43 protein-coding genes and 4 pseudogenes are annotated in these 26,469 nt (G+C 67.1%); 19 read left to right on the top strand and 28 right to left on the bottom strand.

The window, feature by feature from the left end; all coding sequences use genetic code 11:
- Window positions 1-100 precede the first annotated feature (100 nt).
- From K0H76_RS03635 to K0H76_RS03625, 3 genes are read right to left on the bottom strand one after another with little or no spacing between them, the layout of a single operon-like run.
- Window positions 101-361, bottom strand: coding sequence for a hypothetical protein (locus K0H76_RS03635; protein WP_258935323.1), 261 nt, complete (start codon window positions 359-361; stop codon window positions 101-103).
- Window positions 277-855 carry a hypothetical protein gene (locus K0H76_RS03630; RefSeq protein WP_258934498.1) on the bottom strand — a complete coding sequence of 193 codons (579 nt, stop codon included), beginning with the start codon at window positions 853-855 and terminating at the stop codon, window positions 277-279. Before K0H76_RS03630 ends, K0H76_RS03635 begins: the two co-directional genes overlap by 85 nt.
- On the bottom strand, window positions 786-1,004 hold the full coding sequence (locus K0H76_RS03625) for a hypothetical protein (RefSeq protein WP_258935522.1): 219 nt from the start codon (window positions 1,002-1,004) through the stop codon (window positions 786-788). The genes K0H76_RS03630 and K0H76_RS03625 overlap by 70 nt, the downstream gene beginning before the upstream one ends.
- Before the next feature lie 90 nt (window positions 1,005-1,094).
- On the opposite strand from K0H76_RS03625, the gene K0H76_RS03620 reads away from it, so the two are divergent.
- Complete coding sequence (locus K0H76_RS03620; protein ID WP_258934497.1) at window positions 1,095-1,976, top strand: Cof-type HAD-IIB family hydrolase; 882 nt, start codon at window positions 1,095-1,097, stop codon at window positions 1,974-1,976.
- Here K0H76_RS03620 and K0H76_RS03615 read toward each other — a convergent pair.
- The 5 genes from K0H76_RS03615 to K0H76_RS03595 all read right to left on the bottom strand — a co-directional run bounded on the left by K0H76_RS03615 (window position 1,969) and on the right by K0H76_RS03595 (window position 4,061).
- Complete coding sequence (locus K0H76_RS03615) at window positions 1,969-2,571, bottom strand: YeeE/YedE family protein (RefSeq protein ID WP_258934496.1); 603 nt, start codon at window positions 2,569-2,571, stop codon at window positions 1,969-1,971. The genes K0H76_RS03620 and K0H76_RS03615 overlap by 8 nt on opposite strands.
- 144 nt (window positions 2,572-2,715) lie before the next feature.
- Window positions 2,716-2,964 carry a YeeE/YedE family protein gene (locus K0H76_RS03610; RefSeq protein ID WP_258934495.1) on the bottom strand — a complete coding sequence of 83 codons (249 nt, stop codon included), beginning with the start codon at window positions 2,962-2,964 and terminating at the stop codon, window positions 2,716-2,718.
- The gene (locus K0H76_RS03605) at window positions 2,864-3,247 is read right to left on the bottom strand and encodes a hypothetical protein (RefSeq protein ID WP_258935521.1); all 384 of its coding nucleotides are present in this window, start codon (window positions 3,245-3,247) and stop codon (window positions 2,864-2,866) included. Before K0H76_RS03605 ends, K0H76_RS03610 begins: the two co-directional genes overlap by 101 nt.
- Window positions 3,248-3,291: 44 nt before the next feature.
- Window positions 3,292-3,570, bottom strand: coding sequence for a rhodanese-like domain-containing protein (locus K0H76_RS03600; RefSeq protein WP_258934494.1), 279 nt, complete (start codon window positions 3,568-3,570; stop codon window positions 3,292-3,294).
- 2 nt (window positions 3,571-3,572) lie between these two features.
- Complete coding sequence (locus K0H76_RS03595; RefSeq protein WP_258934493.1) at window positions 3,573-4,061, bottom strand: rhodanese-like domain-containing protein; 489 nt, start codon at window positions 4,059-4,061, stop codon at window positions 3,573-3,575.
- Between the two features lie 154 nt (window positions 4,062-4,215).
- On the opposite strand from K0H76_RS03595, the gene K0H76_RS03590 reads away from it, so the two are divergent.
- On the top strand, window positions 4,216-4,494 hold the full coding sequence (locus K0H76_RS03590) for a hypothetical protein (RefSeq protein ID WP_258934492.1): 279 nt from the start codon (window positions 4,216-4,218) through the stop codon (window positions 4,492-4,494).
- 156 nt (window positions 4,495-4,650) lie between these two features.
- Here the strand turns inward: K0H76_RS03590 and K0H76_RS03585 are convergent, their stop codons facing one another.
- From K0H76_RS03585 to K0H76_RS03525, 13 genes are all read right to left on the bottom strand, one after another.
- Window positions 4,651-4,920: a cytochrome P450 gene (locus tag K0H76_RS03585; protein WP_258934491.1), complete on the bottom strand. Its 270-nt coding sequence runs from the start codon at window positions 4,918-4,920 to the stop codon at window positions 4,651-4,653.
- A 2-nt stretch (window positions 4,921-4,922) separates the two neighbouring features.
- Entirely contained in the window at window positions 4,923-5,312 is a 390-nt protein-coding gene (locus tag K0H76_RS03580) for a hypothetical protein (RefSeq protein WP_258934490.1), read from the bottom strand.
- A gap of 640 nt (window positions 5,313-5,952) precedes the next feature.
- Entirely contained in the window at window positions 5,953-6,795 is an 843-nt protein-coding gene (locus K0H76_RS03575) for a cytochrome P450 (RefSeq protein ID WP_258934489.1), read from the bottom strand.
- Between the two features lie 288 nt (window positions 6,796-7,083).
- Entirely contained in the window at window positions 7,084-7,224 is a 141-nt protein-coding gene (locus tag K0H76_RS03570; RefSeq protein ID WP_258934488.1) for a hypothetical protein, read from the bottom strand.
- A complete protein-coding gene (locus K0H76_RS03565) occupies window positions 7,224-7,436 on the bottom strand; it encodes a hypothetical protein (protein WP_258934487.1) in 213 nt (70 codons plus the stop codon). Before K0H76_RS03565 ends, K0H76_RS03570 begins: the two co-directional genes overlap by 1 nt.
- A 293-nt stretch (window positions 7,437-7,729) precedes the next feature.
- Complete coding sequence (locus tag K0H76_RS03560) at window positions 7,730-8,110, bottom strand: hypothetical protein (protein WP_258934486.1); 381 nt, start codon at window positions 8,108-8,110, stop codon at window positions 7,730-7,732.
- Between the two features lie 29 nt (window positions 8,111-8,139).
- A complete protein-coding gene (locus K0H76_RS03555; RefSeq protein ID WP_258934485.1) occupies window positions 8,140-8,292 on the bottom strand; it encodes a hypothetical protein in 153 nt (50 codons plus the stop codon).
- A 32-nt stretch (window positions 8,293-8,324) separates the two neighbouring features.
- A complete protein-coding gene (locus tag K0H76_RS03550; protein WP_258934484.1) occupies window positions 8,325-8,825 on the bottom strand; it encodes an ABC transporter permease subunit in 501 nt (166 codons plus the stop codon).
- A 134-nt stretch (window positions 8,826-8,959) separates the two neighbouring features.
- Window positions 8,960-9,121 carry a hypothetical protein gene (locus K0H76_RS03545; protein WP_258934483.1) on the bottom strand — a complete coding sequence of 54 codons (162 nt, stop codon included), beginning with the start codon at window positions 9,119-9,121 and terminating at the stop codon, window positions 8,960-8,962.
- Window positions 9,109-9,873, bottom strand: coding sequence for an ABC transporter permease subunit (locus tag K0H76_RS03540; protein ID WP_258934482.1), 765 nt, complete (start codon window positions 9,871-9,873; stop codon window positions 9,109-9,111). Before K0H76_RS03540 ends, K0H76_RS03545 begins: the two co-directional genes overlap by 13 nt.
- Window positions 9,870-9,992 carry a hypothetical protein gene (locus K0H76_RS03535; RefSeq protein WP_258934481.1) on the bottom strand — a complete coding sequence of 41 codons (123 nt, stop codon included), beginning with the start codon at window positions 9,990-9,992 and terminating at the stop codon, window positions 9,870-9,872. The genes K0H76_RS03540 and K0H76_RS03535 overlap by 4 nt, the downstream gene beginning before the upstream one ends.
- A gap of 166 nt (window positions 9,993-10,158) precedes the next feature.
- Entirely contained in the window at window positions 10,159-10,659 is a 501-nt protein-coding gene (locus K0H76_RS03530; RefSeq protein ID WP_258934480.1) for an ATP-binding cassette domain-containing protein, read from the bottom strand.
- 20 nt (window positions 10,660-10,679) lie between these two features.
- Entirely contained in the window at window positions 10,680-11,033 is a 354-nt protein-coding gene (locus tag K0H76_RS03525; RefSeq protein WP_258934479.1) for an ATP-binding cassette domain-containing protein, read from the bottom strand.
- A 117-nt stretch (window positions 11,034-11,150) separates the two neighbouring features.
- On the opposite strand from K0H76_RS03525, the gene K0H76_RS03520 reads away from it, so the two are divergent.
- The 8 genes and pseudogenes from K0H76_RS03520 to K0H76_RS03485 all read left to right on the top strand — a co-directional run bounded on the left by K0H76_RS03520 (window position 11,151) and on the right by K0H76_RS03485 (window position 15,381).
- Window positions 11,151-12,260, top strand: coding sequence for a hypothetical protein (locus K0H76_RS03520; RefSeq protein WP_258934478.1), 1,110 nt, complete (start codon window positions 11,151-11,153; stop codon window positions 12,258-12,260).
- 168 nt (window positions 12,261-12,428) lie between these two features.
- Window positions 12,429-12,602, top strand: a complete 174-nt coding sequence (locus tag K0H76_RS03515; protein WP_258934477.1) for a hypothetical protein — start codon at window positions 12,429-12,431, stop codon at window positions 12,600-12,602.
- An 82-nt stretch (window positions 12,603-12,684) separates the two neighbouring features.
- Window positions 12,685-13,059 (top strand): transporter substrate-binding domain-containing protein, encoded by a 375-nt coding sequence (locus tag K0H76_RS03510; protein ID WP_258935322.1) that lies wholly within the window; start codon window positions 12,685-12,687, stop codon window positions 13,057-13,059.
- On the top strand, window positions 12,987-13,349 hold the full coding sequence (locus K0H76_RS03505; RefSeq protein ID WP_258934476.1) for a transporter substrate-binding domain-containing protein: 363 nt from the start codon (window positions 12,987-12,989) through the stop codon (window positions 13,347-13,349). Before K0H76_RS03510 ends, K0H76_RS03505 begins: the two co-directional genes overlap by 73 nt.
- The gene (locus tag K0H76_RS03500; RefSeq protein ID WP_258934475.1) at window positions 13,346-13,570 is read left to right on the top strand and encodes a hypothetical protein; all 225 of its coding nucleotides are present in this window, start codon (window positions 13,346-13,348) and stop codon (window positions 13,568-13,570) included. Before K0H76_RS03505 ends, K0H76_RS03500 begins: the two co-directional genes overlap by 4 nt.
- A gap of 8 nt (window positions 13,571-13,578) precedes the next feature.
- Window positions 13,579-14,277: an amino acid ABC transporter permease gene (locus K0H76_RS03495; RefSeq protein WP_258934474.1), complete on the top strand. Its 699-nt coding sequence runs from the start codon at window positions 13,579-13,581 to the stop codon at window positions 14,275-14,277.
- Between the two features lie 28 nt (window positions 14,278-14,305).
- Window positions 14,306-15,064: pseudogene (locus K0H76_RS03490) on the top strand (amino acid ABC transporter ATP-binding protein).
- A gap of 8 nt (window positions 15,065-15,072) precedes the next feature.
- Window positions 15,073-15,381, top strand: a complete 309-nt coding sequence (locus K0H76_RS03485) for a hypothetical protein (protein WP_258934473.1) — start codon at window positions 15,073-15,075, stop codon at window positions 15,379-15,381.
- A 102-nt stretch (window positions 15,382-15,483) separates the two neighbouring features.
- Here the strand turns inward: K0H76_RS03485 and K0H76_RS03480 are convergent, their stop codons facing one another.
- A complete protein-coding gene (locus tag K0H76_RS03480) occupies window positions 15,484-15,765 on the bottom strand; it encodes a hypothetical protein (RefSeq protein WP_258934472.1) in 282 nt (93 codons plus the stop codon).
- 17 nt (window positions 15,766-15,782) lie between these two features.
- Here K0H76_RS03480 and K0H76_RS03475 point away from each other — a divergent pair, with 17 nt between their 5' ends.
- The 4 genes and pseudogenes from K0H76_RS03475 to K0H76_RS03460 all read left to right on the top strand — a co-directional run bounded on the left by K0H76_RS03475 (window position 15,783) and on the right by K0H76_RS03460 (window position 18,061).
- Complete coding sequence (locus K0H76_RS03475) at window positions 15,783-16,193, top strand: CapA family protein (RefSeq protein WP_258934471.1); 411 nt, start codon at window positions 15,783-15,785, stop codon at window positions 16,191-16,193.
- A pseudogene (locus K0H76_RS03470) lies at window positions 16,190-16,867 on the top strand (CoA transferase); the annotation flags it as partial. The gene K0H76_RS03475 and the pseudogene K0H76_RS03470, both read left to right, overlap by 4 nt.
- 98 nt (window positions 16,868-16,965) lie before the next feature.
- Complete coding sequence (locus K0H76_RS03465) at window positions 16,966-17,163, top strand: CoA transferase (protein WP_258935321.1); 198 nt, start codon at window positions 16,966-16,968, stop codon at window positions 17,161-17,163.
- A gap of 256 nt (window positions 17,164-17,419) precedes the next feature.
- Window positions 17,420-18,061, top strand: coding sequence for a hypothetical protein (locus K0H76_RS03460; RefSeq protein ID WP_258934470.1), 642 nt, complete (start codon window positions 17,420-17,422; stop codon window positions 18,059-18,061).
- 80 nt (window positions 18,062-18,141) lie between these two features.
- Here the strand turns inward: K0H76_RS03460 and K0H76_RS03455 are convergent, their stop codons facing one another.
- A complete protein-coding gene (locus K0H76_RS03455) occupies window positions 18,142-18,336 on the bottom strand; it encodes a hypothetical protein (RefSeq protein WP_258934469.1) in 195 nt (64 codons plus the stop codon).
- Window positions 18,337-18,493: 157 nt separating this feature from the next.
- Here K0H76_RS03455 and K0H76_RS03450 point away from each other — a divergent pair, with 157 nt between their 5' ends.
- Window positions 18,494-19,732 (top strand): 2-hydroxyacyl-CoA dehydratase family protein, encoded by a 1,239-nt coding sequence (locus tag K0H76_RS03450; protein ID WP_258934468.1) that lies wholly within the window; start codon window positions 18,494-18,496, stop codon window positions 19,730-19,732.
- Here the strand turns inward: K0H76_RS03450 and K0H76_RS03445 are convergent.
- Both K0H76_RS03445 and K0H76_RS03440 read right to left on the bottom strand, forming a co-directional pair.
- The gene (locus K0H76_RS03445) at window positions 19,666-20,340 is read right to left on the bottom strand and encodes a MarR family transcriptional regulator (protein WP_258934467.1); all 675 of its coding nucleotides are present in this window, start codon (window positions 20,338-20,340) and stop codon (window positions 19,666-19,668) included. The two genes, K0H76_RS03450 and K0H76_RS03445, sit on opposite strands and share 67 nt — an antisense overlap.
- 38 nt (window positions 20,341-20,378) lie before the next feature.
- A pseudogene (locus tag K0H76_RS03440) lies at window positions 20,379-22,102 on the bottom strand (carbon starvation protein A).
- Window positions 22,103-22,312: 210 nt separating this feature from the next.
- Between K0H76_RS03440 and K0H76_RS03435 the strand changes: the two are divergent.
- Genes K0H76_RS03435 through K0H76_RS03425 form a run of 3 tightly spaced genes read left to right on the top strand, consistent with a single transcriptional unit; the run spans window position 22,313 to window position 23,645 of the window.
- Window positions 22,313-22,633: a hypothetical protein gene (locus tag K0H76_RS03435; RefSeq protein WP_258934466.1), complete on the top strand. Its 321-nt coding sequence runs from the start codon at window positions 22,313-22,315 to the stop codon at window positions 22,631-22,633.
- Window positions 22,543-23,352 (top strand): hypothetical protein, encoded by an 810-nt coding sequence (locus K0H76_RS03430; protein ID WP_258934465.1) that lies wholly within the window; start codon window positions 22,543-22,545, stop codon window positions 23,350-23,352. Before K0H76_RS03435 ends, K0H76_RS03430 begins: the two co-directional genes overlap by 91 nt.
- A complete protein-coding gene (locus K0H76_RS03425) occupies window positions 23,346-23,645 on the top strand; it encodes a cytochrome P450 (protein WP_258934464.1) in 300 nt (99 codons plus the stop codon). Before K0H76_RS03430 ends, K0H76_RS03425 begins: the two co-directional genes overlap by 7 nt.
- Before the next feature lie 55 nt (window positions 23,646-23,700).
- On the opposite strand, the gene K0H76_RS03420 is transcribed toward K0H76_RS03425, so the two are convergent.
- The 3 genes from K0H76_RS03420 to K0H76_RS03410 form a co-directional block, all read right to left on the bottom strand.
- The gene (locus K0H76_RS03420) at window positions 23,701-23,928 is read right to left on the bottom strand and encodes a hypothetical protein (protein WP_258934463.1); all 228 of its coding nucleotides are present in this window, start codon (window positions 23,926-23,928) and stop codon (window positions 23,701-23,703) included.
- Between the two features lie 123 nt (window positions 23,929-24,051).
- Window positions 24,052-24,180 carry an ROK family protein gene (locus K0H76_RS03415; protein ID WP_258934462.1) on the bottom strand — a complete coding sequence of 43 codons (129 nt, stop codon included), beginning with the start codon at window positions 24,178-24,180 and terminating at the stop codon, window positions 24,052-24,054.
- A 14-nt stretch (window positions 24,181-24,194) separates the two neighbouring features.
- Window positions 24,195-25,079, bottom strand: coding sequence for a MarR family transcriptional regulator (locus K0H76_RS03410; RefSeq protein ID WP_258934461.1), 885 nt, complete (start codon window positions 25,077-25,079; stop codon window positions 24,195-24,197).
- A 128-nt stretch (window positions 25,080-25,207) separates the two neighbouring features.
- On the opposite strand from K0H76_RS03410, the pseudogene xylA reads away from it, so the two are divergent.
- A pseudogene (gene xylA, locus K0H76_RS03405) lies at window positions 25,208-26,390 on the top strand (xylose isomerase).
- Window positions 26,391-26,469: the final 79 nt, after the last annotated feature.

The raw sequence follows: 26,469 nt of genomic DNA, 5'->3' as shown, positions 1-26,469 counted from the left end.
GGCAGCGACGACAGCCCCGCGGGCCCAGGCGGCGCTGACGCGCGGCGGCGTCACGCCTCTGCGCTCACGGGAAGGCGGCCGATCACCGGGTCAGCGCCGATCAGGTGCGGATCGCCTCGATGGAGCAGCCGGTCCTGGACCACTCACCAGGTGAGAGGAACGCAAGATCCTCCCCGCTGTTGAACGCGTTGGGAGGGCAGCTCATCGGCTCCACGGCCACACCGGCCCGACCGATGCGGTCCCCGGTGTACACCTGAGCCCAAGGGGTGTCGGAGATCATGCGGACGCCGAGGCCCGAGGGCCCATGGGTGAGCTCCGCCGTCCACCCCTCCTTCGGAAGATCCGTGTAGGCGTGATCGATGCGCTTACCGGTGAGCAGCGGCCCGCCGGTGAGGTCCAGATCCCCGGACACCGGGAGCTTGTCCACCACTTTGCCCGAGGGCTTGGTCTGAGCCACCGTGCGGGCTTAAGCAGCCGCAGACGGCATTCCTTCAGGGGCGCCTCGCCTACTGTCAGGTAAGGATGGAAGCCGACTCCGAAGGGTGCCGCGGCGAGCGAGCGCTCATCGCCCTCCTGCGGCACATAGCGGGCCATCAGCGTCACCGCCATGCCGAACGCCGCGCCCACCCGGTAGATGATAACCACCTCGAGCGGGAACGGGTACCCCTCGGCAGGCGGGATGAAGCCCTGCAGGTGCACCTCGGAGGCCCGGCGCAGCAGGATGTCGAACCGCACGTCGGTGAGCAGCCCGTGGATGGCCGAGCCCGTCTCCGGCTCGGTGATGCTCAGGTGCATCTTCTGCCCCTCGTGCAGATACTTCGCGCCTGCGACCCGGTTGGGCCACGGGGCCAGCACCGCCCCGGGAAGGCGCCCTCGGCGGCCTGCGCCGGGACCACCAGACTGTCATGGCCGCTGGTCAGCGTCAGAAGCTGCCCGCCCCGCAGGGCGATCTCTGCGGTGTACTCGCCGGACGTGATGGTGACCGTCTTCGCCGTCCTCGACATGTGAAGCTCCTCTGATCTGGGGCCTCCTCCGCTGGGCCGTCAGCATCCAGCGTGAGGAACCACGTGTTCTCCCCGGATAGATTAGTCCCTATGAGACCGACCGAACTGTCCGACCCCACCCGCCCGGCCGACTTCTCCGTTCCTGCTGCGGGCGAAGGCGGCACCTTCGAGTTCGTCGAGGGCACCAGCATGCTGTGCCTGGACGTGGACGGCACCATCGTCGATCACGACGGGCACATGACCGACGCTGTGCGCGAGTCCGGGCGCGCCGCGGTGGCTGCGGGGCACACCGTGGTGATCTCCACCGGGCGGTCCCTGCTGGCCACCCTGCCCATCATCGAGGCGTTCGGCATCACGCACGGCTTCGCGGTGTGCTCCAACGGCGGCGTGACCCTCCGCATCGACACGGCCCTGGAGGACAACTACGAGGTCATCGACCGACAGGTCTTCGACCCCGCTGAGGCGCTCGAAACCCTCGCAGGGCAGCTGCCGACGGCACGGTTCGCCATCGAGGACGCGGTAAGCCACTTCGTGGCCACCGAACGGTTCGAGGACCGGAGCTTCGGGCTGGTCGCCGAGCCCACAAGCTTCAAAGAGATGAAGCGCACCCAGGCGGTCCGGCTGGTGGTGAACTCCGAGGACTCCACCGCCCACGATTTCGCCGACGCCGTCCGCGGCATCGGACTGCAGGGCGTGACCTACTCGGTCGGATGGTCCGCATGGTTGGACGTGGCGGCGCAGGGCGTGACCAAGGCATCCTCCCTGGAGGGCCTGCGAGCGCGGATCGGTGCCCCGCGGGAGGCGACCGTGGCCGTCGGGGACGGGCTCAACGATGTGGAGATGCTGCAGTGGGCTCACCGCGGCGTGGCGATGGGCCAGGCGATCGACGAGGTGAAGGACGCCGCCGATGAGGTCACCGGCAGCGTCCACGAGGATGGGTTGGCGCAGGTTCTGCGCTCCGTCCTCAGCTGACAGGTCCTCCCGGGTAGGCCCCGGGCGCTGACCAGCGGTGCAGTCCCGCCCGGAAGGCAATCCCTGCCGCGACGAGGACGGCGGCGCCGAACACCCACCCGGACAGGGCCATGGCCTGCGTCCCGGAGAGGAGCACCCCGATGGTGCACCCCAGACCGATCATCGCGCCCCATCCGAGCAGCACACCGCCGAAGAGCGCCGTCGCAGAGCTGAAGCCGGTGGCACGCTCGATGCGAGCCCGCCGACCCGGCAGCGCAGCGGCCAGGGATGCGAGCATGATGCCGACGATCAGCCACCCGTTGGTGGTGATCGTATCCACCACCATGGCCACACACCCGGCGAGACGCTCATCGAGGCCCGGCATGAAGGAATCCAGCAGCCCGGCCTCCGTCATCCCGGTCCGTGCGGAGGACGAGATCTGCTGAGTGACTCCCAGCGGCTGATCCTTGTAGTAGGCCACCACGGCCAGCAGGCCCACTCCGGCGCCAGTGGCCAAAGCGGGCCAGCGCTTGAAGAACACCAGACGGCGAACCTCCTGCGCATCCACCGTCCGCGTCCCCGGCCCAGCACCGGCGGGTTCCACTTCAGCAGCCACACGCCCAGACCGGCCAGGACCCCCAGCTGCAGCAGCACGGCCACCACGTAGCCCCCGCATGGGCAGCCATGGGGCTGGGGCCCCGAGGATGAAGCCTGAGTACATGAAGTCCCAGGAGAGGAAGCCGCTAAGCGAAGCCGAGGATCACACCCGCCAGGGCCGGGATCGAGCGCAGATGCCCCTCCGGGAGGCGGTAGAGGTGGCCTGCGATGCAGCCCCGGAGATCACCATGCCGACCCCGAACGCGACCCCGGCGATCACCAGTGCCAGCGAGACCGGGGCGATGTGCGCGTCAGTCGGCACCGTGCTCGACTGCGGATCGGGCACCCGGGTGGAGAAGATGATCGCGTACCCGATCATCCCGACCGCGATCGAGACGAGGATGGCGTACATCCCCGCGAATCCCCTTCTCGAACAGGTCCCGGAAGATGCAGAAGAAGCAGTAGCGACCCCTCTCGAACAGGATGCCCAGCCCGGCGCCCACCAGCAGCATCAGAGCCGCGTTCGAGCCGCCGAGCCCCTCGCCGGATGTGGAGTGCAGGTACCAGGCGGTTCCCAGGAGCAGAGCCGCCACGACGGCTGCCACCGCTGTGCGCACCGTGTCGGCCCTGGTCCAGCCCAGTGCCCGATCGGCCCTGACCTCAACCGTCATGCTCGGAGTCTCAGTCGTCATCATGTCCCCTCACAGCCGTGCCGCGCCTGAGCGCTTAAGCAGAGGCCTCAGGATCCTCCCCATACGCCGCCGCGCTCGCCGCTGGTGTTGGACACAGGCAGTCCCACGCTGTTGCCCCACTCGGACCATGAGCCGTCGTAGACCTGCACGTCCTCACCGAGGATCTGGCTCAGCGCGTACCAGGTGTGGGACGCACGCTCTCCGATCCTGCAGTACGTGATGATGTCTTTGTCGAAGTCGACTCCGGCGTCGGCGTAGATCTCTCGGATCTCGTCCTCAGGCAGGAACTCTCCGGTCTCCTCGTCGACGATCGCAGACCACGTCACGTTCACCGCTCCGGGAATGTGCCCCCAGATGGAGGCGCCCTCCCCTCGAAGATTTCTGGGTCAACCCCAATCTCGCCGGTGTACTCCTCGGCGCTTCGGATGTCGACCAGGTTGTAGTCCCCGGCGTTCTCACCGTCGGCCTCCGCATTGGTCTCGGCCACCTCGAGGACTTCGGGCTGCAGCGCGCGGATGTCGTGGTTCTGCGGCTGCGCCTCGAAGGACCCCGCCTCCACTGAGGGCTTCTCCTCGGAGAGCTCGCGGCCGTCATAGGCCTCCCATTTGTGAAGACCGCCGTCGAGCAGCCGGACGTCCTCGGCTCCGTAGAGGTTGAAGACCCACGCTGCGTAGGCGGCGAACCAGTTGTTGCTGTCGCCGTAGATGACCACGGTGGAGTCGTCGTCGATGCCCAAGCTCTGTGCCAGCTCGGTGAACTCGCTTTCGGAGATGAACTCTCGCGTATTGGCCTGGGTGAACTCGCTCGACCAGTTCACGGACTGGGCCTGGGGATGTGCGCCTCGGAGTAGGGGTCAGCTCTGAGGAGGCGAGCTCCTCGGAGACGTCCAGGAGCACGATGCCCTGTTCGTCGAGGTCGCCCTCGTCCAGCCGTTCGGCCAGCCAGTCCGTCGAGACCAGCGGCTCGTCGGTGTGCACGTCGTCGAAGCCGCGGCTCTCACCGGCGACGTCGGCGACGGCCACCGTCTCAGCGGCCTCGGCATCGGAGGACCCCTGGGCGGTCTGCGACTGCGATCCGGCGTCATCGCCGCTGTTGGCCACCAGGTATCCGCCGGTGCCGGCGAGCGCTGCTGCGGCGACGACGGCGATTCCCGTCTTCAGTCCGGAGCCGCCGGACGTGCTCTTCGGCGTGGTGCTGCTCTCTGTGCTCATGAAGGCCCTCTCCCCGATGGTCTGCTGCTTAGCCCATGAGGGGACGGCACTTATATGTTCAAACCTTTCTGAACAACACTATGGAGGAGATCAAGGAGAGAGCCAATCAGAGTTCACCAAAGTTCACATGCCGTCATATGTTCAGGTGTGACCAGCTGTGTGCTATTGGATGCGCACGGCGAGGGCGTCGGCGCCTCACCGCGAATGCACGGAGACGCGCACCTCCTGGTACCCCAGCTCCGGCATGCGGGTGGGCTCCGGCGAGGCCTCGAGCCGCAGCTCCGCGTCGGCGTCCAGGAGGACATCCAAGGCGATGCTGAGGACACCGCGGGCCAGATGCATGCCCACGCACTGGTGCTTACCGCGGCCGAAGCCGAGATGCGCCGCAGCGTTCGGCCGGTCCAGCTTGAACTCGTGCGGATCCTCGAACACGGCAGGGTCCCTGTTGGCTGCCGCGTAGGTCATCGTCACCGGCTCCCCGGCTCAATCCGCCTGCCGCGGAGCGTGATCGGCTCACTCACGGTGCGCGCGAAGCCCCGGTACGGCGAGTACAGACGGATGAACTCCTCCAGCGCCGCTGCGCGCCGCTGCGGCTGAGCCCTCAGCTGCTCCGCAAGCTCCGGGGACTCGAGCAGGTGCACCACCATCGAACCGATGAGCAGCGGCGGCGCCACCATCCCGACCACCAGCGACTGCCGCAGAGCCCCGACGACGAGATCCTCGGCCAAGGGCTCGCCCTCGTACCGCTCATGGAGCAGCGAGGATGCCGGATCAGTGTGGGGATCCCGGGGATGCTGACGCCGATCCTCCACCAGCCAGCGGGCCACCTCGTACATCTGCTCGCTGTGCTGGGTCACCTCCTCGCCGCTCTGCCGCCGCCACGCATCGACCCAGAGCGTGGCCGTCTCGGCAAGCCAGCTGCTCCTCTCCTCCTCCAGCCCGAGCCAGAGGCAGGCGGCCTGAGCAGGCAGGGAGGTGCCGAAGGACTTGGTGATGCTGCCCCGCCCTCCTGCACGAAGGCTGCGAGGAGATCCTCGGCGATGGGGCGCAGCTCCCCAGGAGCGACTCCACCCGCTGGGCCGACAGGGTCCGGCTCAGCGCTCGCCGGAACGGAGTGTGCCGAGGCGCGTCGAAGTTCAGAGGAGGACGGCGTATGCCCCGCGGGTCGCTGGGAACCACGGCCTTGACCGAGGAGATGTACGTCTCGGAGTCGGCGGCTGCCCGTCGGATGTCCTCGTGCCGGGTCAGGGCCCAATACCCTCCCTGATCTGCGGTGTAGGCCACCGGACAGCCGCTGCGCAGCCTGTCGTACACCTCATGGGCAGCCGCCGGGTCGTCGGTGCCGAGGGTGAAGTCTGCCGGAACAGTGCGTGCCATCGTTGCCTCTCTTCTGTGAAGGCTCGTGAGCGTCGAATGCGGGAGGGTCAGAGCGAGATGAACTCCAGGGGACGGAGTTGGTGCCCCACTCGGCCCACATCGCCATCCCAGGGTTCCCCGTCAGGGAGAACTCCGAGCGGGACAGCGCCTCCTCGAGGGTGACGCGCAGCATGATCCGCGCCAGGGGGCACCCGGGCAGCTGTGCGTTCCGCGTCCGAAGCTGATGTGGTCGGCGATGTTCTCCCGCTCGAGCACGAACTCATCGGGATTCTCGAAGACGCGTGGGTCTCGGTTGGCCGCGGTGTACACCAGGGCGATGGGGTCGTCCTGACGGATCGTCTGCCCACCGACCTCCGTGTCCTCCCGCGCGGTGCGGGCCATGCCCCGATAGGGGCTGTACAGGCGCAGGAACTCCTCCACCGCCGCCGGGATCTTCTCCGGCGAGGCCCGGAGCTCATCCTGCAGCTCCGGGTCCCGGGAGAGGTGGACGAACATGTTGCCGATGAACACCGAGGGGGCCACCATGCCGGTGACGATCAGCTGCCGCACGCAGCCGAGCACCATCGGGGCGGGCAGCGGAGCACCGTTGTACTCAGCGTCCAGGAGGCCCGCCGTCAGATCCTCCTCGGGTCGAATCCCCTGCGAGCGCGCGTCGATGATGTCCTGAGCGATCTCGTAGAGCCTCTTGCTCAGACGCTTGACCGTGTCGTGGTCCAGCACCTGGATCGCGTCGACATATTCGCCGCTCACACTCTTGATCTCGCTGCTGGTCTCCACCGACAGGTTGAAGAATTCGGCGAAGACGTGGGCGGGCAGCTTCTGGGCGTACTCGGTGGCCACATCGGCGTCGCCCTTCTCGATGAGCGGCGTGAGCAGCTGGGTGGAGCATTCCCGGACCTTCGGCTCCATCGCCCGCATCTTGGGCGGAGTGAAGAACCGGTTGATGACACGCCTGTAGGCCATATGCTCCGGGGATCCAGATGCAGCGGAGGCCTCACACCGGTGAACGAGAAGGCCGGCACAGCATTCTGCTTGGTCGTGGTGAACCGGGAGATGTCGGTGATGACCTCCAGAAGCTCGTCGTAGCCGAGCATCGCCCAGAAGCCGCCGAAGGCCTGGCTGCGGGCCACCGGACACCGCGAACGCACCTCGCCGAGATCCCGGTGTGCGCTGTCGAAGGTCTCCGGGGCCTGGGGGTCGAAGTCGTGCCGGTCCCGGCTTACGTCGAGTGCGGTCTGGTGATCCATCAGTTCAGCCCCAGCAGGAGTTGATCTCGTCCGTGTCAGGATCCTCGATCTCGCTGGTCCGGGTGAACCGGTCCATGCCTTCGTCGTCGTAGGGAGAGATCGCGTCGGTGACATCGTTGAGCAGCGTGCTGCCCTCCTCGCCCATCAGGTATGCGGCCAGAAGCTGCGCCCCTGCCTGGTTGGGGAGTCGTTGGAGATGCCGATCGCAGCCTCAGGTCCGGTGGTGGGCGACATTTCGACGATCTCCACCGGAGCGCCCTGCTCGATGAGGTTGTTGACGATGGCGCTGACTCCGGGGTGGCCGATCTGGCCTTCGCCCGCTGCCACGGCCTGGGTGACCGGCACGGCGCTGTCCAACCACGTGGGGTCGTTGTCAGCGACCCCTCGAGGAACTCGTCGCCGAACTCCTGACGCATCAGCCCCCAGAAGGAGGCGTTCGCGGGCGAGGAGTCAGGTTCGGCCAGAAGCAGGCTTCCGGCGAACTCGGGGTCCGCGTAGTCCTCCCACTGCTCCAGAGGCGCACTGACCTCCTCAGTGTTGATCACCGCGTCGGTGGGGATCAGCGAGGCGATGGGAGTGGCTCCTCATCGTCCCAGAACTCCTCCGGGAGCTCGTCGGCCATCTCGGGCATGTCGAGCTCGTCGACGGGGTCAGCCACTCATTCTCGAGCGCCTCGGCGAAGAAGGGGACTGCGTCATCAGGATCAGGTCTGCCACAGCGGAGCCCGAGTCGGCCTCGGCGGAGTACCGCTGGGTGAGGTCTCCGGTCACCAGCCGGACCGGCCGGACCTCCACGCCGTACTCTTCGGTGAACTCTTCGGCGATGGTCCGCAGCGCGGACTCGTCGATCATGCTGTAGAAGGTGACCGCCCCTGCGTCCTGGGCCTCATCGACGAGCGCCTGGACCTCTTCGCTGTGGTCTCCTCCGCCCTGGTCGGCGGCCTCGGCCTCGTCGGCGTCTCCTCCGCCGCATCCGGTGAGGACCAGGGCGGCGACTGAAATCGTGGGGATGGCGATGCGTGGTGTTTTCACAGTTGTTCCCTTCATAGAGCGTGCGAGGACTATTGGGTTTTCGATACGCCGAAGCGCTTTGAGATGACGATCACGAAGAACAGCACTGTTCCCGTGATCAGGACGAGGGTGGACGAAAGGGCAGCAAGTTCGGCGTACGAGCCGCCGTTGAACACCTCGAGGATGCGGAAGCCGAGCACCACGTTCTCCGTGCCGGAGAGAATCGCCGAGGCGGTCAGGTCCCCACGATGCGGATGAAGAGCAGCGCCCAGCCCCCGACGAGGCCCGGCAGCATCAGTGGGGCGTAGACCCGGAAGAACGTCTTCCAGTCCTTGGCGCCAGATACGGTGGACGCCTCTCCCAGCTCCTTGCCCACCACTGCCACGGACGCATCCGAGGCGATCGAGGCCTGCGGCAGGTAGAGCGCCAGGTACCCGATCAGGAGGATGATCCAGGTTCCGCCGAGGTTGAACGGCTCCCGGCCCAGCAGCAGCAGGATGCCGACGGCGATGACCATGTTGGAGATGGACGCCGGCATCTTGATCGCCACATCGATTCCCTGGGCCAGGAGGGTTCGTCGGCGCTGCACGTAGAGGGACACGAGTGCGGCAGCCATGATGCCGATGAAGCCGCCGACGATGCCCAGTCCCATGCTGTTCATGAACGCTTCCCGGGTGCTGGGGTCCCTCACCAGCGTGGTGGCGAACGCTTCGAAGCTCAGCCCCGACCAGTCCACGTTGGGCGTCCAGTAGCCGTTGAGCGCGACGATGAAGAGGCTTAGCCATGGGAAGGATGGTCGACACCAGCACATAGAGCAGCACCAGGCCGCGGACCACGGGCTTCCAGGGGCCCAGCTTGATGATGCCGTGCTTAGCCGCCCTTTCCGCCTATGCTGCCGAAGCGTGCGGAGCGAAGAATGCGGAACTGGACGTAGTAGGAGATGCCCACGAAGACCATGACGATGGCGCTGAGTCCCAGGGCAAGGTCCTCATCCGGCGGATAGCTGAAGGTCAGCAGGTTCACGATCCGCACGGCGATGACGTCGATCTGCGCGGGGTTCCGATGATCGCGGCGATGGAGAACATGCCGAACCCGAACCAGGTGCAGAGCAGGAAGCCTACCCCGACCGACGGGGCGAGCGTCGGCAGCGTCACCTTCCGCAGGGTGCGCAGATAGCTTGCCCCGCTGAGGCGCGATGCCTCCTCGAGGCTCGAGTCGAACGACGCGAGGGCTGCCGCCACATTCATATAGACATAGGGCACGGCGTAGATGGTGTAGACCATGATGAGGCCGTACCAGGAGTTGATGTCGAAGGGGCCTGACTCCATATGGATGCCGACGAGCGACAGCGCGTCGCGGATCCAGGCGTTGAGCAGCCCTGCGCGCGGTGAGAGCAGCATGGTCCATCCCACGGCGCCCGCCACCGGGGGCAGGAGGAAGGGCAGATAGGGAAGGATGTCGTTGAGGATCCCCAGCCGCGCGTCCGTTCTCTGGTTCGCCCAGGCGAGGAGGAAGCCGATCACCACCGCGCATGCGCTGGAGACGACCACGACGACCAGCGTGTTGAAGACCAGCGATCCGAGGTCCGGAATGGCCAGTGTGCGCTCAAAGGCCTCGAGGGAGAAGCCTCCGTCCTTCCAGACCATCCCCACCACGACCTGAATCAGCGGCACGCACACAATGGCGATGAGCGTCAGGGCGATCAGCAGGGCAACGATGTCCAGCGATGAGTGGCGGCTCCTGAGTGAGGACCCGGGCCTGACCAGCGGCGTGATGGTCTTCATGAGACGACCTCTGCGGAGCGCCCTGCTGCGGACTCGGTGCTCCCAGCCTCATCCGAGGGGCGGCTGTCCGAGGAGTCCTCGAAGACCATGACGCACTCGGGATCCAGAGTGATCCACACGTGATCGTCGACGGAGAGCGACGTGGGTTAGCTGCTCCAGATGCGCATCCGGTCCTCGCCGCACTGCACGATGTACTCCGTGTGCGACCCCATGAAGAGCATGGCCTGCACCGTGCCGCTGATCGCATTCGTCGTGCCTGGGTCCTCCTGGGAGAGGCCGCCGTCCTCAGGCCGCCACAGCAGGTTGGCCTGCTTCGGCGTGGGCTAAGCCGTCCCCACTCGGATCGGCCCATGCGACGTGCGGAACACCCCGCCGAGGAATCCCACGCACCGGCCATCCGGTTCGTCGAGCCGATGAAGGTGGCGACATATTCGGTCGCGGGGCTGCGGTAGATCTCCTCCGGCGTGCCGAACTGCTGGACCTTTCCTGGTCCAGCACGGCGATGCGGGTGGCAAGCTCCATCGCTTCGGCCTGGTCGTGCGTCACGAAGATCGCGGTGAAGCCGAGACGACGCTGCGTGGCGAGCAGTTCGATGCGCAGCTGCTCGCGGACCTGTGCGTCGACGTTGGAGAGGGGCTCGTCGAAGAGCACCACCCGCGAGCCGTCCACCAGGGCACGGGCCAGGGCTGTGCGCTGCTGCTGGCCGCCGCTGAGCTGCCCGGGGTACTGATCGATCAGGTCCGAGATGCCGACTGTGGCCAAGGAGTCTTCTACCTTCTCCTGCATCTGGCTGCGAGACATCTTGCTTAAGCGCGTCGGTTCTCCAAGGGATAGCGCACGTTGTTGCGCACCGTCATGTGAGGCCAGAGCGCGTACGACTGGAACATCATGCTGAGATTGCGCTGCGAAGGCGTGACGAGCACACGCTCATCGCTGGAGAAGACGGTCTTGCCGCTGACTCGGATCTGGCCCCGGTCCGGAGTCTCCAGTCCTGCGATGGTGCGCAGCAGCGTGGTCTTGCCGCATCCGCTGGGACCCAGGAGCACGACGAATTCGCCGGGCTCCACCACAAGGTCCGCGTCATCGATCGCTTTGACCAGAGTGCCGTCCCTGCGGGTGAACTCTTTGGTCAGCCGATCGATCTGTACTGCAGGCTCCACTGAAACCTCCGCCTGTCCGAACTGTCCGGAACCAGATGAGATCTGGATCACATTTCGTCGATCATTGTTGTCAACTTTTTGTCGCGCGTCAAGGGATTGACGATTATTGTTGCTCCCATGAAAGTCGCGGAGCAGACCATCGGCAGCAGCGGGCGCACCGGGGAGGACCGGGCGCAGAGGGCGCCCGAGTATCCTCGGACCCTGGAATATCCCGCTGATACTGACGATGAGGTAGCTGTGCAGAAGAGGTTTCTCGAAGGGCTGCGCGCCGAGATGGCCGAGGGCCCCAGGCCTCGCCAGCTGCTGGTCACCCTCATGGCCGACTACTGGATCACTCCAGGGGCGTCCGCGCCCTCAGGGGCCTTGGTGGACCTGCTGGAGGAGTTCGATGTGCCGCCCAGCGGAACACGGACGCTGCTGAGTAAGCTGTGCCGACAGGGCCGCCTCGAATCCTTCAAAGAGGGCCGCCGCACGTTCTACAGCATCGCCCCAGGGTCGCGCCGCAGGCTCGTCTCCGGATTCAGCGCCATCGCCCGCTTCGGCGCGGAGAAGGAGCCCGACCCCTTCATCTGGACCTGCCTGATGTTCTCCGTGCCCGAGGGCATGCGCACACGGCGCCTGCGCCTGCACAAGGGACTGCGCTGGATGGGCTTCGCGCCGCTCTATGACGGCGTCTGGGTCAGCCCGCAGGCCGCCCGGGAGCAGGTCGATGCGCTGCTGAAGTCGCAGGAGATCAGCTCCGCCACCGTCTTCGAGGCGACCGCCTACAGCGCGGGGCTCACCTACGGGCAGCCCACTGACGCCTGGTCCATTCCGACCCTGCAGGATCAGTACGCCCGATTCCTGGATGAGGCTGGGCAGGCCCTGCAGCGCGTGTCGGAGGGAAGGTCACCGCAGCCGAGGCGCTGGTCATGCGCACAGAGCTCATCAACGTGTGGCGGTGCTTTCCGCGTGCAGACCCGAGCCTGCCCCTGGGACTGCTCCCCAGCCCTGGCCGCGCCAGGAGGCCGCCGAGCTCTTCTCGACGCTCTACGCCCAGCTCGAGCCGCTGGCGAGCTCCATGGTCCACAACGCCGTGGAGCGCCATTCACGGGCGCACATGACGTTCGTCAGCAGTCACAGAGTTGCCGATGCAGGTGCCATGGCGAAGCAGTCCGCCAACGAGCACTTGTATTTCACTTACTGACGCTCCAGCACATTTTTGACATGCTTCCGGTACCCTCGTGACCGGATAGAGTCAGACCCTCACACCTCCTCATCCTGAGTCGCAGCGCGCAGCATGCGGCAGAGCGCACCGCAGCCCTTCGGCATCCGACCCGGGACAGTTATCAATCTGCATGATATTCTTCGTCCACTCATCAAATGTGATGGGGATCACAAATTCAGGAGGCTGTTATGAGAATCGGCATCCCGGCCACGTCGGCCCTCTTCCTCTCCGCAGCGCTGGCAATGACGGCATGCGCTGACGGCGGAGAGGAGACCGACTCGGACTCGCCCGCAGACCAGGGAGAGGCCAACGAGGACGCGCCCCTCTACGACGAGCTGCCCCAGGAGATCAGAGACGCTTAAGCAGCATCACCATCGCCGCAGACACCCACCCCCGTACCGCACCATCGCCGACGACGGGACGATCACCGGCATCGACCCGGATCTGCAGGAGGTGCTCTCGGAGCAGCTCGGCGTGCCGTTCGACGTCCAGACCACCTCGGGCCTCGACGCGATGCTCTCGGGCATGCTCTCCGGTCGGTACCACGCATTCAACGGCCCCGTTCGGACCACTCCCGAGCGCGAGGAGGACTTCGACGCCATCGTATGGATGACGACCCGCACGTCCTACCTCTACCTGGAGGAGGCCGCCGACGATCGGGAGGACCCCGAGGCTCTGTGCGGCGCACGCGTCGCCGGGGTGACAGGCTCCGTCACCGAGAGTCAGCTGGAGCTCTACACGGAGTGGTGCTCGGAGAACGGCCTGGACGCCCCGAGTTCATCGGCCTCGAGGACACCAACTCGACCATCCTGGCCCTGAACTCCGACCGCGCCGACTACGCGGGCACCACCCAGGCTGCAGCCCTGGACATCCAGGGCCAGAGCCCTGACGAGTACGGCTACATCGCACAGTCGGACGAGCAGGGAGTAAGCACAGACCTGCTGGCCATGTTCCTCCCACGGGACAACGACCTGGCCGAGCCCATGTATGAGGCGTTCCAGGCCATCTTCGAGAACGGTGAGTACGAGCGGGTCATGGAGGACTGGAACCTGCAGGACGCCTCCGTCGACGAGCCGTCCCTGAACCCCATGTCGGACGATGACTCATGACGGCCGTCAGCGCACAGCCGCACCTCCGCCACGACCAGGTCGCTGAGGAGCCGGACGCCGCGAACGCCCGCCCCCGCGTGATGCCCCTGCGCATCGTGGGATCGGCGCTGCTGGGCCTGATCACCCTCGGGGTGGCCGCCTTCCTCATCACGAACGAGCGGTTCGAGTGGCCCGTGGTCGCAGAGTTCCTCTTCGCCCCCACGGTGCTGGCTTACTCATGATGACGCTGGTGCTGACCGCGGTCTGCATGACGCTGGGAACCCTGCTGGGCACAGTGCTCGCAGCGGGTCAGCTCAGCGACTTCTGGCCCTACCGACTCGCCTGCCTGGTGTTCGTCGGCTTCTTCCGCGGAGTCCCGCCGCTGGTCCAGCTGATCTTCTGGTTCAACCTCGCCTACCTGCTGCCCCGCATCTCCATCGGCGTCCCCTTCGGGCCGGAGATTGCAGGATGGTCCACCAACTCGCTGATCACGCCGCTGACGGCCGCCATCATCGGGCTCTCGCTCCACCAGTCGGCCTACATGGCCGAGATCATCCGCGCAGGGCTCCTCTCGGTGGACCACGGCCAGCACGACGCCGCATCAGCCATGGGCTTCGGCAGATGGCACACCTTCAGCACCATCGTGCTACCGCAGGCCATGCGCGTGATCATCCCGCCCTCGGGGTCACAGGTGATCGCCCTGCTGAAGGGGACCTCCCTGGTCAGCGTCATCGCGATGGGCGATCTGCTCAACGCCGTCCAGACCATCTACAACCGCACCTACGACGTGGTTCCGATGCTGATCGTGGCCGTCATCTGGTATCTGGTCATCGTCACGCTCCTCACCCTGGTCCAGCGGCGAGTCGAGGCCCACTTCGGGCGCGGAACGAACCGTCCCGCACATCACCGTTCGAGAACGCGAGGCAAGACACGTGAAAAGCAGCCCTGACGCCGCCCCCGTCGTCGACGTGCGATCGATGAGCAAGCACTTCGGCGAGCTGACCGCCCTGGACAACGTCGACCTGACCGTCTATGAGCGTGAAGTCGTCGCCATCCTCGGCCGCTCCGGATCCGGCAAATCGACCCTGGTCCGATGCGTCGACCAGCTGGAGGAGATCGACTCCGGAGCCATCTACCTCGACGGTGAGCTGCTGGGCTACGAGCGCACCAGCAGCGGACTGCGCACTCTGAGCGACTCAGCACGCCGCATCCAGCGTCGCCGGATGAGCATGGTGTTCCAGCAGTTCAACCTCTTCCCCCATTGGACGGTGCTCAGAAACGTCACGGAGGCGCCGATGGTCGCCCACGGCCTCTCCAGGGCCGATGCGCGTTAAGCGCGGCCTCGAGCTCCTCGAACGCGTGGGCCTGTCCGACAAGACTCACGCCTACCCGCGTCAGCTCTCCGGGGACAGCAGCAGCGCGTGGCGATCGCACGGGCAGTGGCCGTCGAACCACGCGTCCTGCTGTTCGACGAGCCGACCAGCGCACTCGACCCGGAGCTGGTGGACGAGGTGCTCCGCACCATGCAGGACCTGGCGGTCTCGGGACGCACGATGATGGTGGTGACCCATGAGCTGGAGTTCGCGCGTCAAGTCTCGGACCGCTGCATCTTCATGGCCGACGGAAGGATCGTCGAGGACCGGCCGTCGCAGGAGTTCTTCGAGGATCCCCAGTCCGAGGAGCTCCGCACGTTCCTCGCCCGCAGCAGCCACCAGTCCAGCCGGGCGAGCGCATGAGCACCGTCATGGCGACCGGTGATCTCGTCCTGGAGCGCGACGATCCCGCGGAGCTGCTGGGCGAGGCGCGCCCGCTCCTGCTGCAGGCCGATGCGGTCATCGGCCACCTCGAGGTGCCCCACACCGACGCGTCGACCGTCATGTCCTCCGACGTCGCCGCTCAGCCTAAGCCCCTCCGCAGGCTTTGGATGCGGTCGCCGATGCGGGCTTCAGCGTCCTCACTCTCGCCGGAAACCACGTGTTCGACTTCGGGGCGCAGGGCATCGCAGACACCCGCGGGCACTGCCGGGACCGAGGCATGCTCACAGCCGGGGTAGGCATGGATCTTGAGCAGGCATGGGAGTTACCGTTCAGCAGCTCGGCAGGCGGAGGCTGCTGGTGCTCAGCGTGAACTGCGTCGGCCCGCGAGAGTCCCACGCCTAAGCACCTCCAAGCCAGGGTGCGCCTACGTCGAGATCGTCACGCACTACGAGCCCCGGGGCGCCAACCCCGGAGGGCCTCCGAGGGTCTACACGTTCGCTGAGCCCCGCTCCCTGCGCGCCTTCGCCGACCGCATCGCCGATCACGCAGGCCTGGGCACCGACGTCGTCGTCTCGCTCCACAAGGGACTGGTGCACCAGCCCGCGCAGATCGCCGACTACGAGTACGAGGTGGCGCACGCTGCCATCGACGCTGGTGCTGCCGCCGTGCTGTCCCACCACGCGCACATCATGAAGGGGTGGAGGTCTACCGCGGCCGCCCCATCTTCCACGGTCTGGGGAACTTCGCCACCGTCACGACGGCGCTCAGCGGCGACGCCGATCAGACGCCTGAGCGCCGAAGCTGGGCACGGGAGCGGCGCCGCCTATTCGGCTTCGACCCCGACCCGCGGATGCCCGAGTACCCGTTCCACCCGCAGAGCAGACGCACCGCCGTGGCAGAGCTGCGCTTCGGCGACGACGGGCTCACCGGCGCACAGCTCATCCCCTGCTGGATCGACGAGCAGTGCAGGCCGCGCCCGGAGACCCGCTCCGGACGCGGCCAGGACATCGGGGACTACATCATCAGCATCTCCCAGGAAGCCGGGCTGCGAACCGGATTCGGCTGGGACGCAGACCGTCTGCACGTGACACTGGAAGGAAACGCATGAACAAGGGGCCATTGCACGGAAAGACTGTCGTCGACCTCACCACCGCCCTGGCCGGGCCGTACGCGACGCTGCTTCTGTCGGGACTGGGCGCCCGCGTCATCAAGGTCGAGAACCCGGTGCGAGGAGGGGACTCCTCGCGCAACAATTCGCCCTACATCTCGGCGGAGGGCCTGAGCGCCCAGCGCACCTCGCCCGAGGATATGTCCGTGTCGATGATGCTGCGCGGACGCGGCAAGGAGTCGATGACGCTGAACCTCAAGCACCCTGAGAGCCGTGCCGTGCTCATGGATGTGATCAGGGACGCGGACATCCTCGTGGAGAACTACAGCGCCGGGGTCACCAAGCGCCTGGGCATCGACTATGCCAGCGTCCGCACCGTCAACGAGAGGCTCGTCTACACCTCCATCAGCGGATTCGGCGCAGGATCGGACAGCGGGGACCGCAAGGCCATGGACACCATCGTCCAGGCCCTGTCCGGCATCATGACCACCGCAGGGGAGCCGGACGATCCGCCGGTGCGGTTCGGCCTCCCCGTGGGCGACCTCGTCGCTCCGCTCTCAGCAGTGATCGGAACCTTGGGCGCGGTCCTCCACGCGGAGCGCACAGGCGAGGGCCAGCACGTCGACGTGTCCATGCTCGGGGCCCTGACCTCGTTGGTCGCCTGCGAGCCCTTCGATGCGCTGGAGTCGGTCGGCTTCCCGCTGCGCACCGGGGCCTACGTCCCCGGCTCGCGCCCTTCGGCACGTTCGAAGCCGTCGACGGGTGGTTCGCCATCTGTGCGCCCACCGATCAGTTCGCCGCGGGCGTGCTCCGGGCGATCGGCCGCCCCGACCTCCTCGAGTCCGAGGACTTCGGAACCCGGGACGCCCGCGTGACCAACTCCAAGCGTCTGCACGGCCTCATCGCAGGGTGGGCCGCGGAGCAGACCCTCGAGGCCGCTCTGGGCGCTCTGGACCGGGAGGGGCGCTAAGCCGCGCCGGTGCGCACCACCGCGGAGGCCGTCCGCGACCCCCAGGTGACCGAGCGGCGCGAGGTCGTGCCCCTGGAGCACCCTGAATTCGGCCATTTCGACGGGCTGCTCGGCTCCGGGATGCCGTTCCGCTACTCCTCGAGCGCGGCCCAGCTTCAGCCCACCGCCCCCACCTGGGTCAGCACACCGCGTCGATACTCAGCGACCTCGGCTACACGCAGGAGACCATCGCCAGCCTCGGGGAGGACGGCGTCCTATGACCGACGCGGCCTCGGAGACGCAAGGGGCGGAGCAGCCCGTCATCGGCGTGGTGGGCGCGGACGCGCCGCGCCACATCCTGCTCGCTTCGCAGACTCTTCCGCAGCGGATCGTCGGCTCGTGGCAGGCGGAGGCGTCCGAGGAGTCGCAGGAGCTGCTGGGCGCCGCGGATGCGGTGAGCATGCGGGTGCTCGATCACCTGCTCTCCGAGGAGGCCGCCGGATTGGCTAAGCCTGGTCGTGTGCAACGACTCGATGGCGAATCTTCGCCTCTTCTACGTCGCCCGGATCCTCGCCCAGCGGGGAGGCTGACCTTTCCTGTGCATCTGCTCGACGCTCCGCGCGGCACAGCCCCTCACCACACGGCCTTCGCCGCGAAGCAGTTCGCCCGGCTCGCCGCGTTCGCCGGAGCCGCGGGACGCCCGATGGACGCATCATCGTCCCTGCAGGCGGCTGAGGAGGAGCACCGCCTCGGCGAGGCTCTGGACAGGCTCCGCCGACGCCGCCTGGCTTACCAGTGCTCCGGAGCCCAGGCCCTGCAGGCATACCGGGCGGTAACCGGACAGCGCCCGCGGAGGGAGAGCGACTGGTGGATGCGGCGCGCTCCCCGGAAAGGGCCCCGGCGCGCCGCGTCTTCATGACCGGAAGCTCCCACCCCGACGAGACGCTCTATCAGGCCGTCGAGGCTGAGGGCGCGCTGATCGTCGGTGAGGACCATGACTCAGGGGACGCGGCGTGGATGGGCGTCGCCGTCTTCGAGGAGGCGCCGGAGGATGTGTTCCGAGGGCTGGCGGAGAGGCATGCGATGCGCCCGCCCCTGGCCGCACGGTCCCTCAGCGGCGAGCGCGCCGAGCATCTGGCCCGACGGGTCAGCGATATGCGCTGCGATGGTGTCCTGGCACTGGTTCGCGAGCACGACGACGCGCCTGCCTGGGACCTGCAGCCGCAGAGTGCGGCTCTGCGGGCGACGTCTGTGCCCCTCGCCGCACGCACGCGCATCCGCCCGCACGACGGTCTCTCGGCGGCAGTGTCAGCCGTCCGGGAGCTCCCTGAGCCCGAGAGGCAGTCACCCCGTGAGCATCGATCGACTTCAGAGCGCCGTCTCCGCCACGGCGTACCAGAAGCAGTGGTTCCGCGAGGTTCAGGACCGGGCGGCGGCCGGGGAGCCCATCGCTATCGTGAACGCCGATGCGCCGCACGAGATCTTCCGCGCGCTGGACATCCCCTATGTGGTGACCCAATGGTGGTCCTCGATCATCGCGGCGAAGGGCGCCGGTCCCGGTGCGCTGGCCGCGCTCGATGAGCAGGGGCTGCCCGACTTCAGCGTCCAGTACGACGCGCTGCCCCTGGGTGAGCAGCTGCTGCCGGAGGCTGAGCGCCCGTGGGGCGGGCTGCCCATGCCTGCTTTCGCCGTCGCCGAGCGCAGCGGCGACGTGACGCAGAAGATCTTCGAGCAGTGGGGCAGCCGGGAGGGCACGGAGACGTTTCTGCTCTCACGCACCGGCGCGGACCCTCTGCTTACCGACTGGTGGGAGCTGGTGCCCGAGCAGTGGGAGACCGCATTCGGCAGCGATCGGATCGACCTTCTTCAGGCCGAGATGGAGGAGCTGATCGCGTGGCTGGAGGAGCGCACCGGCCGCCGGCTCGACCGCACCGTCCTCAGCGCCATCATGGACCGCGCCAACGCTCAGGCCGAGTGGAACAGGCGCACCCGAGATCTCCTCGCCCGGACGCGCCCGTCCCCGGTGCTCGTGCGCGACACGATGCTTACCGTCATGATCCCGCAGTGGCACCGCGGCACCGAATGGGCGGTCGAGGCAGCCCGCAGCCTCTACGAGGAGGTCCGGGACAGGGTGTCCCGCTCAGCAGCCGTGTGTCCGGGCGAGCGCCGCCGCCTCATGTGGATCGGACGGGGCCTGTGGTCCGACATGGACCTCTACACCCGATTTCACGACACCCACGGTGCGGTCTTCGTCTGGTCGATGTACCTGGCGATCGCCGCCGACGGCTATGCCAGATACGGAGAGGATCCGCTGCGCGCACTGGCAGGGCGATTCGTCGGACTCACTGACCTTCTCTATGTGCCGCCGTGGTCCTCGCAGTGGTATGTCAAGGAGGCGCAGACGCACGGCGTCGACGGGGTCGTCCACCTCGTCGCGGACGACACTCCGGGCAGCGGATTCATCACGGAGGCCTTGGAGGACTGCGGCATACCCGTGCTCGAGATCAGGGCTAACAACGCTGATCAGCGCTCCAGCGGTGCGGCGCGCATCCCGGAGAGGATTGCTGAGTTCATCGAAGAGCGGCTCTGAGGCTTACTCTCAGGAGTGCTCCGGATCGCCCCGGCTTCGGATGCGCGACGCTTCGTCTGACGCAGGCGCGCCGCAGCCAGGCGGGAGGGCACATGGCGAGGGCGGTTGGTCACGGCCCGCTGCGCCACGGCTTCGGCTTCGGCCTCGTCGTCGCCGAAGTAGCCGTAAACCAGCGCCTCGGCTGCCGTGTGGACGATGTCCACCAGGGGCGCGCCCGCATCGAGCCGCTCCGTCAGCCTGCTCTCCAGCTCCTCGAGCTCCGCGTAGCAGCGGCTGATGAGGGTCCAGCCAGCTTCGGTGAGCCGCACCAGGCGCACCCTCCGGTTCTGGGGGTGGCTGCTCCGGGCGACCAGATCGGCCTTCAGCAGCTCTTCGAGCACCGAATGCGCCGCCTGGGCGCTGACGAATGTCCGACGCGCCAGCTGCGCGTTGGAGACCGGCAGCCCCTCCGCCAGGACCTGCATGACCAGGAACTGGGAGAGCGTGACGCCGTGGGCGAGCGCCAGGTTCTCCGTGAAGCGGTCGAGCGCCCGGCTCAGGCGGTAGCTGCTGTAGTTCAGGCGCTCCGTGGCAGGCGTGCCTCTCGGGTCGCGTTCGAGTCCATCCACAGTGGCCGACCCTACAGCGCCTGGCCGGGGACGCGCTGTCAGCAGCAGCTGTTCACGTCGTCGAACGGGTCGTGCCGGTGGCTTACTGCAGCGAGGTCAGCGTCGTCGCCGTCGGGGTTCTTCCGCGCTGCGACCATGGCGATGACGGACTCCACCAGCACCCACGTGCTTACCACCAGGATGATGGCGTCGAGCACGAAGAGCAGCCAGTTGCCGTCGGCGTAGAAGTCTCCCAGCTGCACGGCTGCGGCGAAGAGACTCATGCACAGCACGAAGCCCATGGGGATGAGGACAGGCAGGAAGGGACGGCGGCGACGAATGAGCATGACGGTGATGATGCCCATGGTCAGTGCGGCCAGGAGCTGGTTCGTCGTGCCGAAGAGCGGCCAGATGAGCATGCCGCCGGACCCGTCCGCGCCCTGCGAGAAGGTGAGGGCTGCGGCCGCGCCGACGGCGATGGCAGTCGCTGCGTAGATGTTGATGCGGACGTTGCCGATCTCGCCGATCTCCTGGACGACGAACCTCAGCAGGCGGATGCCCGTATCCATGGTGGTGGCGGCGAACAGCACGGCCATTGTGGCCAGAATGGTGGCCGAGAGAGACTCAGGAAGGCCGAGGCTTGCGTTGACGATCGCGCCGCCCCGGAGACGAAGTTGGCGACCGGTGCATCGTTGAAGCTGCTGTAGACGTCCTCCCACTGGGCGAGCGTCTGGAAGCCTGCGGTGGTGGCGATGATCGCACCCAGGGCCAGCAGCCCTTCGCCCACTGCGCCGAAGTAGCCGACGAACCGCGCATCGGTCTCCTTGTCCAGCTGCTTGGAGGTGGTGCCGGAGGCGACGGTGCCGTGGAAGCCGGAGATGGCGCCGCACGCGATGGTGACGAACAGCAGCGGGACCAGGCTGGGAGTGCCGTCAGGGGTGCTGGTGTTGATGGCGGGAGCCACGATGGTGGGGGTCGCGATGAGCACCGCACCGTAGAGGATGCCCAGTCCGATGAAGAGCTGGACCCCGTTGATGTAGTCGCGCGGCTGCAGGAGCACCCAGACGGGCAGCAGGGACGCGACTGCGGCGTAGACGAAGAGCAGGATGATCCACTGCCCGTTGGGGTTCAGACCGAGAACGGACTCGGGCAGGCTCACCGGGACCTGGTTGCCCACCAGGATCAGCCCGTACAGCGCGACGACGCCGACGACGGTGACCATGGCGAGGTTCCACCTGAAGCGGTAGATCATCTGACCGATGATCAGGGCGACGGCGAGCGCGCCCCAGACGGGAATCACCGCGGTGGGCTGGGCGACCAGCAGGTCGGAGATCACGACGGCGAAGGCGCAGATCACCATCAGAAGGAGCAGGAACACCACGACGATGAAGAGGTTGCGTCCGCGGGGGCCGATGTAGCGCCCCGACAGGGTGCCGATGGACTGGCCTCTGTTCCGCTGCGAGGCCCACAGGGCTCCGAGGTCGTGCATGCCGGCGATGAAGACGGTGCCGATGGTGACCCAGAGGAAGGCAGGGAGCCAGCCCCAGATGACTGCGACCGCTGGTCCGACGATGGGGGCGGCCCCGGCGACTGAGGTGAAATGGTGTCCCCAGAGGACGTATTTGTTGGTGGGGACGAAGTCCACGCCGTCGCGCTGGGTGTGGGCCGGGGTCTTGAAGTCCGCGCTGAGCGCGTAGACCCGGCGGGCCAGGAATCGCGAGTACAGGAAGTACCCGCCCAGCAGCATGACGATGCCGATGCCCGCCAGCACCAGCGAATTCAGGCTGTCCATCGGTGCGCCCCCTGGGTGTGTGCACTGCAGATTGCTCGTTTGTGACGCAGATCATAGTATCAGCCGACGCCCAGGTGAGGTTGATTCTGTAGGACCGGCAGCGACCACCGAAAGACAAGAGAGCCGCACACCTTATGTCACAGACGCTTCCTGAGAAGGACCAGCCCAGCAGCCGCCGCGTTCCGTCGGTGTCCTCCACGGATGCGAACTCCCGGCAGAACCCCTTCCGCAGGCCACCATCAGGAGACTCTTCAGATTCTGCGGGACGTCGAGCTGCCCATGATCGCGAAGGGGCCCATCATCCGGCGCCCCAAGGTGGTGGAGCTGGTGGCCCGCACCGGCTGGGAGACTCAAGCCGTGAAGCGGATGCAGAAGGTGGCGGACCGCTACGGAACCGGCCCTCTGATGCTCTCCACCCCAAGAAGATGGCCATGGTGCTCGACCCCGAGCACGTGCACCGGATCCTCGACGCATCGCCGGAGCCCTTCGCCACCGCCGAGACTCTCAAGCGGCACGCGCTGAAGCACTTCGAGCCGAAGGTCTCGCTCATCTCCCACGGCGAGGAGCGGACTCAGCGCCGCCAGCTCAACGAGGCGGCGCTCGACACCGATCACCCGATCCACCGCATGGCAGAGTCCTTCATGCCGGCGGTGCGCGAGGAGGCAGAGGGCCTGCTGCGCGAGGTCGACGCCAAAGGCGGGACGCTGGAGTACCCGGACTTCTATCAGGCCTGGTTCCGCGTGGTCCGCCGCGTGGTGCTCGGCGACTCCCATCGCGATGACCGTCAGATCACCGACCTCACCGAGAAGCTCCGGGGACGGCAACTGGGCCTTCCTGAAGCCGGTGGACAAGGGCGGCCGCAAGGAGCTGCTGGACCAGATCGGCGCCGCACTCAGCAAGGCCGAGCCGGGCAGCCTTGCGGCCTTCATGAAGGATATGGACTTCGGCCCGGAGGATCAGCCTACCAACCAGGTGCCGCAGTGGTTCTTCGCCTTCGATCCCATGGCATGGCCAGCGCACGGTCACTGGCGCTGCTCGCCGAGCACCCGGAGCACATGGCCAAGGCGCGCGAACAGATCGCCGCCGAGGGCGCAGAGACCGCTCCGATGCTGCAGCATCTGCGGGGCACAGTCCTCGAGTCGCTGCGGCTCTGGGCGACGACGCCCATGATCCTGCGAGAGACCACCCGGGAGGTGGAGTTCGAGCACGGTGTCATGCTTAAGCAGGCACGTCCGTGCTGATCTTCGCGCCGTTCTTCCACCGGGATGAGCGGAATCTGGACTTCGCACACTCGTTCTCGCCGGAGATCTGGGAGGAGCCGCGGACCAGGGACCAGTGGCCCCTCATGCCGTTCTCGGCGGGCACGGCCATCTGCCCCGGACGGCACCTGGTGCTGCTGCTGACGAGCAACTTCCTGGCCGAGATCATCCGCGCCAAGGACGTCACGCTCACCAGCCACAGCCTGGAGCCCGGAAGCATGCCGGGGCTGCTCAACAACTTCACCCTGGAGTTCGAGCTCACTTCGCCCGCCTGAGCGGCCGCGCCTCCGAGGCCCTAGGCTGCGGGGACCCAGTTCTGCGGGGCGTCGATCACGGCCCGCAGGGCTCGGAGCGCTCCCCTGTGGTCGCCGGGGAGAGCCCGCTGCAGGATTCGCGGACCCGGAACTCGCAGAACTCCGCCGCGAGCACGCGGTGCTGCAGCTGCGCTTCGATCCCGGGACGCAGCAGGTCCGTCAGCGGGGCGAATTCGCCGCCGAGCACCACACAGTGGACGTCGACCATGTTCATCGCGCCCGAGAGCCACTCCCAGTGCCTCACCGGCTTTGCTGAGGGCCGCACATGCTTGGGCGCCCGCACTGTCGTCCCACTCAGTCAGTGAGACCAAGTCGTCGGCCGTGGCCGAGGCGCTCAGCCCTGCGGCCAGCAGAAGGCTCCTCTTGCTTAAGCATAGACCTCCAGGCAGCCGGTGGACCCGCATCCGCACTGCGGGCCGGAGGGCTCCACGGTCAGGTGGCCGATCTCACCGGCCCAGCCGTGCTGACCCGCGTCGACCACCCCGTCGACGACCACCGCAGAGCCGATGCTTAAGCCTGGGCGGAGAGGTAGATGAAGGTCTGCTCCGTGCGGTCCTCGGCGGTGAGCTCCTCTGCGACGGCGAGGGCCGCCAGCTTGGCCTCGTTGACCACGAGGGCGAATCCGCCGCGCTCGGGCCAGCCCGCGGTGAACGCATCGACGACGTCCACCGACTTCCACCCGAGGTTGGGCGCGTAGAGCAGCGAGCGTTCGTCAGCTGCCACCAGGCCCGGGATTGCAACGACTGTGCCGACGATGCGGGCCCCGACTCCTGGGCGCCTGCGGCAACCCGCCCGGCCATCGCTCCGCGGCGCGGAGCACCTCTGCCGCATCCGAATTGCGGTAGTCCCCTCGATGATCTCCTCGGCGAGCACCGTGCCGGTGAGATCCAGCGCCCGGGCGGCCATGAAGTCCACATTGACTTCGACTCCGAGTCCCACCAGCGTCCTGCGGGCGGGAGTCAGCGGCACCGCCGTACGGCCGCGGGTGCCCCCGACCACTGGGGAGCCCTCTCTGACGATCCCGGCTGCCAGGAGCTCGTCGACCAGACGCGACACGGTCGACCGCGTCATGCCCGTGCGGATGCTGAGATCGGCGCGCGAGAGAGGCTCGGCCGATGCGAAGATCTCCTCGGTGAGCACCAGCAGGTTGGCCTCGCGCAGCGTCTCCTGCCGGGCGCCGGGGCGCTGCGCCTCGCCCTTGCGGGGCCGGTCGCGCCGCTGCGGCCGCTGGAAGTCGTTCTTGCCGCCGTCCTGCGCCTCAGCCACCAGCCCTCGGGAGAATGATCGTCGTCCGAGGCGCGCCAGCCGACCGGGCACCGGTGCCGCGGAAGCGGGCGCGCTCGTATGCACCCCGTTGGTCCGCGCGGGGTCGCGCTGTGCTGTGCCCTGGATCACAGACTTGATCTTAGCCTCCGAAGCAATTAGGTTTCACCTAGAAACAAAATGAGTCGGGGATCACATCCCGACAGAGTGGTCACCCGCTGATCCCATCACAACCCTGACACGATTTCTCGGAGGCACCCATGGCAACGACGCCGGCAGACGACTACAAGTTCTCCTTCGGCCTGTGGACCGTGGGATGGACCGCCCGCGACCAGTTCGGCGAGGCCTCCCGCCCCGAGCTCGAGCCATGGGACTACCTCCCCAAGCTGAAGGAGGTTAGCGCATCCGGCGTCACCTTCCACGACGACGACGTCGCCCCTTCGGCACCGATGACGCTGAGCGTGAGAAGTACTTCAGCCGATTCAAGGACGCGGCCGACGAGGTCGGCCTGAAGGTGGAGATGCTCACCACCAACACCTTCTCCCACCCGGTCTTCAAAGACGGCGGCCTGACCTCCAACGACCGCTCCGTGCGCCGCTTCGGCCTGCGCAAGCTCCTCCGCAACGTCGACCGCGCCGCTGAGTTCGGCGCCGAGACCTTCGTCATGTGGGGCGGGCGCGAGGGCTCGGAGTACGACAATGCCAAAGACCTCAACGCCGCCCACGAGCGCTACGCCGAGGGCATCGACACGATCGTAAGCTACATCAAGGAGAAGGGCTACGACCTGCGCATCGCGCTGGAGCCCAAGCCGAACGAGCCCCGCGGCGACATCTTCCTGCCCACCATCGGCCACGCGCTGGGCCTGATCGCCCAGCTCGACAACGAGGACATCGTCGGACTGAACCCCGAGACCGGCCACGAGCAGATGGCGGGCCTGAACTTCACCCACGGCATCGCGCAGGCCCTGTGGGCTTAAGCAAGCTCTTCCACATCGACCTCAACGGCCAGCGGTCCATCAAGTACGACCAGGACCTGGTCTTCGGCCACGGAGACCTCATCTCCGCGTTCTTCACCGTGGACCTCCTCGTCAACGGCTTCCCCAACGGCGGGCCCACCTACGACGGCTGGCTGCACTTCGACTACAAGCCGTCGCGCACCGACCACATGCAGGGCATCTGGGACTCGGCTGCCGCGAACGTGGAGATGGTGACCCTCCTGGCGGAGAAGGCCAAGGCCTACCGCGCCGACCCGGAGGTCCAGGAGGCGTTCAGGACCGCAGGCATCCACGAGCTCGCCGAGCCGACGATCGCTCAGGGCGAGTCCGTCTCGGACTTCCTCGCCGACTCCTCCGCCTACGAGGACTTCGACGTGGACAAGGCCGCGGAGCGCAACTACGGATTCGTGAAGCTCAACCAGCTCGCACTGCGCCACCTCATCGGCTGACCTGCTCAGACGTGCGACGAAGCCCGAGCTCACCTGTTCAGAGCTCGGGCTTCGCTGTGCCTCGCCTCACATAGACTGA

Origin of the sequence: Nesterenkonia pannonica, from assembly GCF_019575955.1 — a bacterium.
In the GTDB taxonomy this organism is placed as follows: Bacteria; Actinomycetota; Actinomycetes; order Actinomycetales; family Micrococcaceae; genus Nesterenkonia; species Nesterenkonia pannonica.
This window is presented reverse-complemented; position numbering and strand designations above follow the sequence as displayed.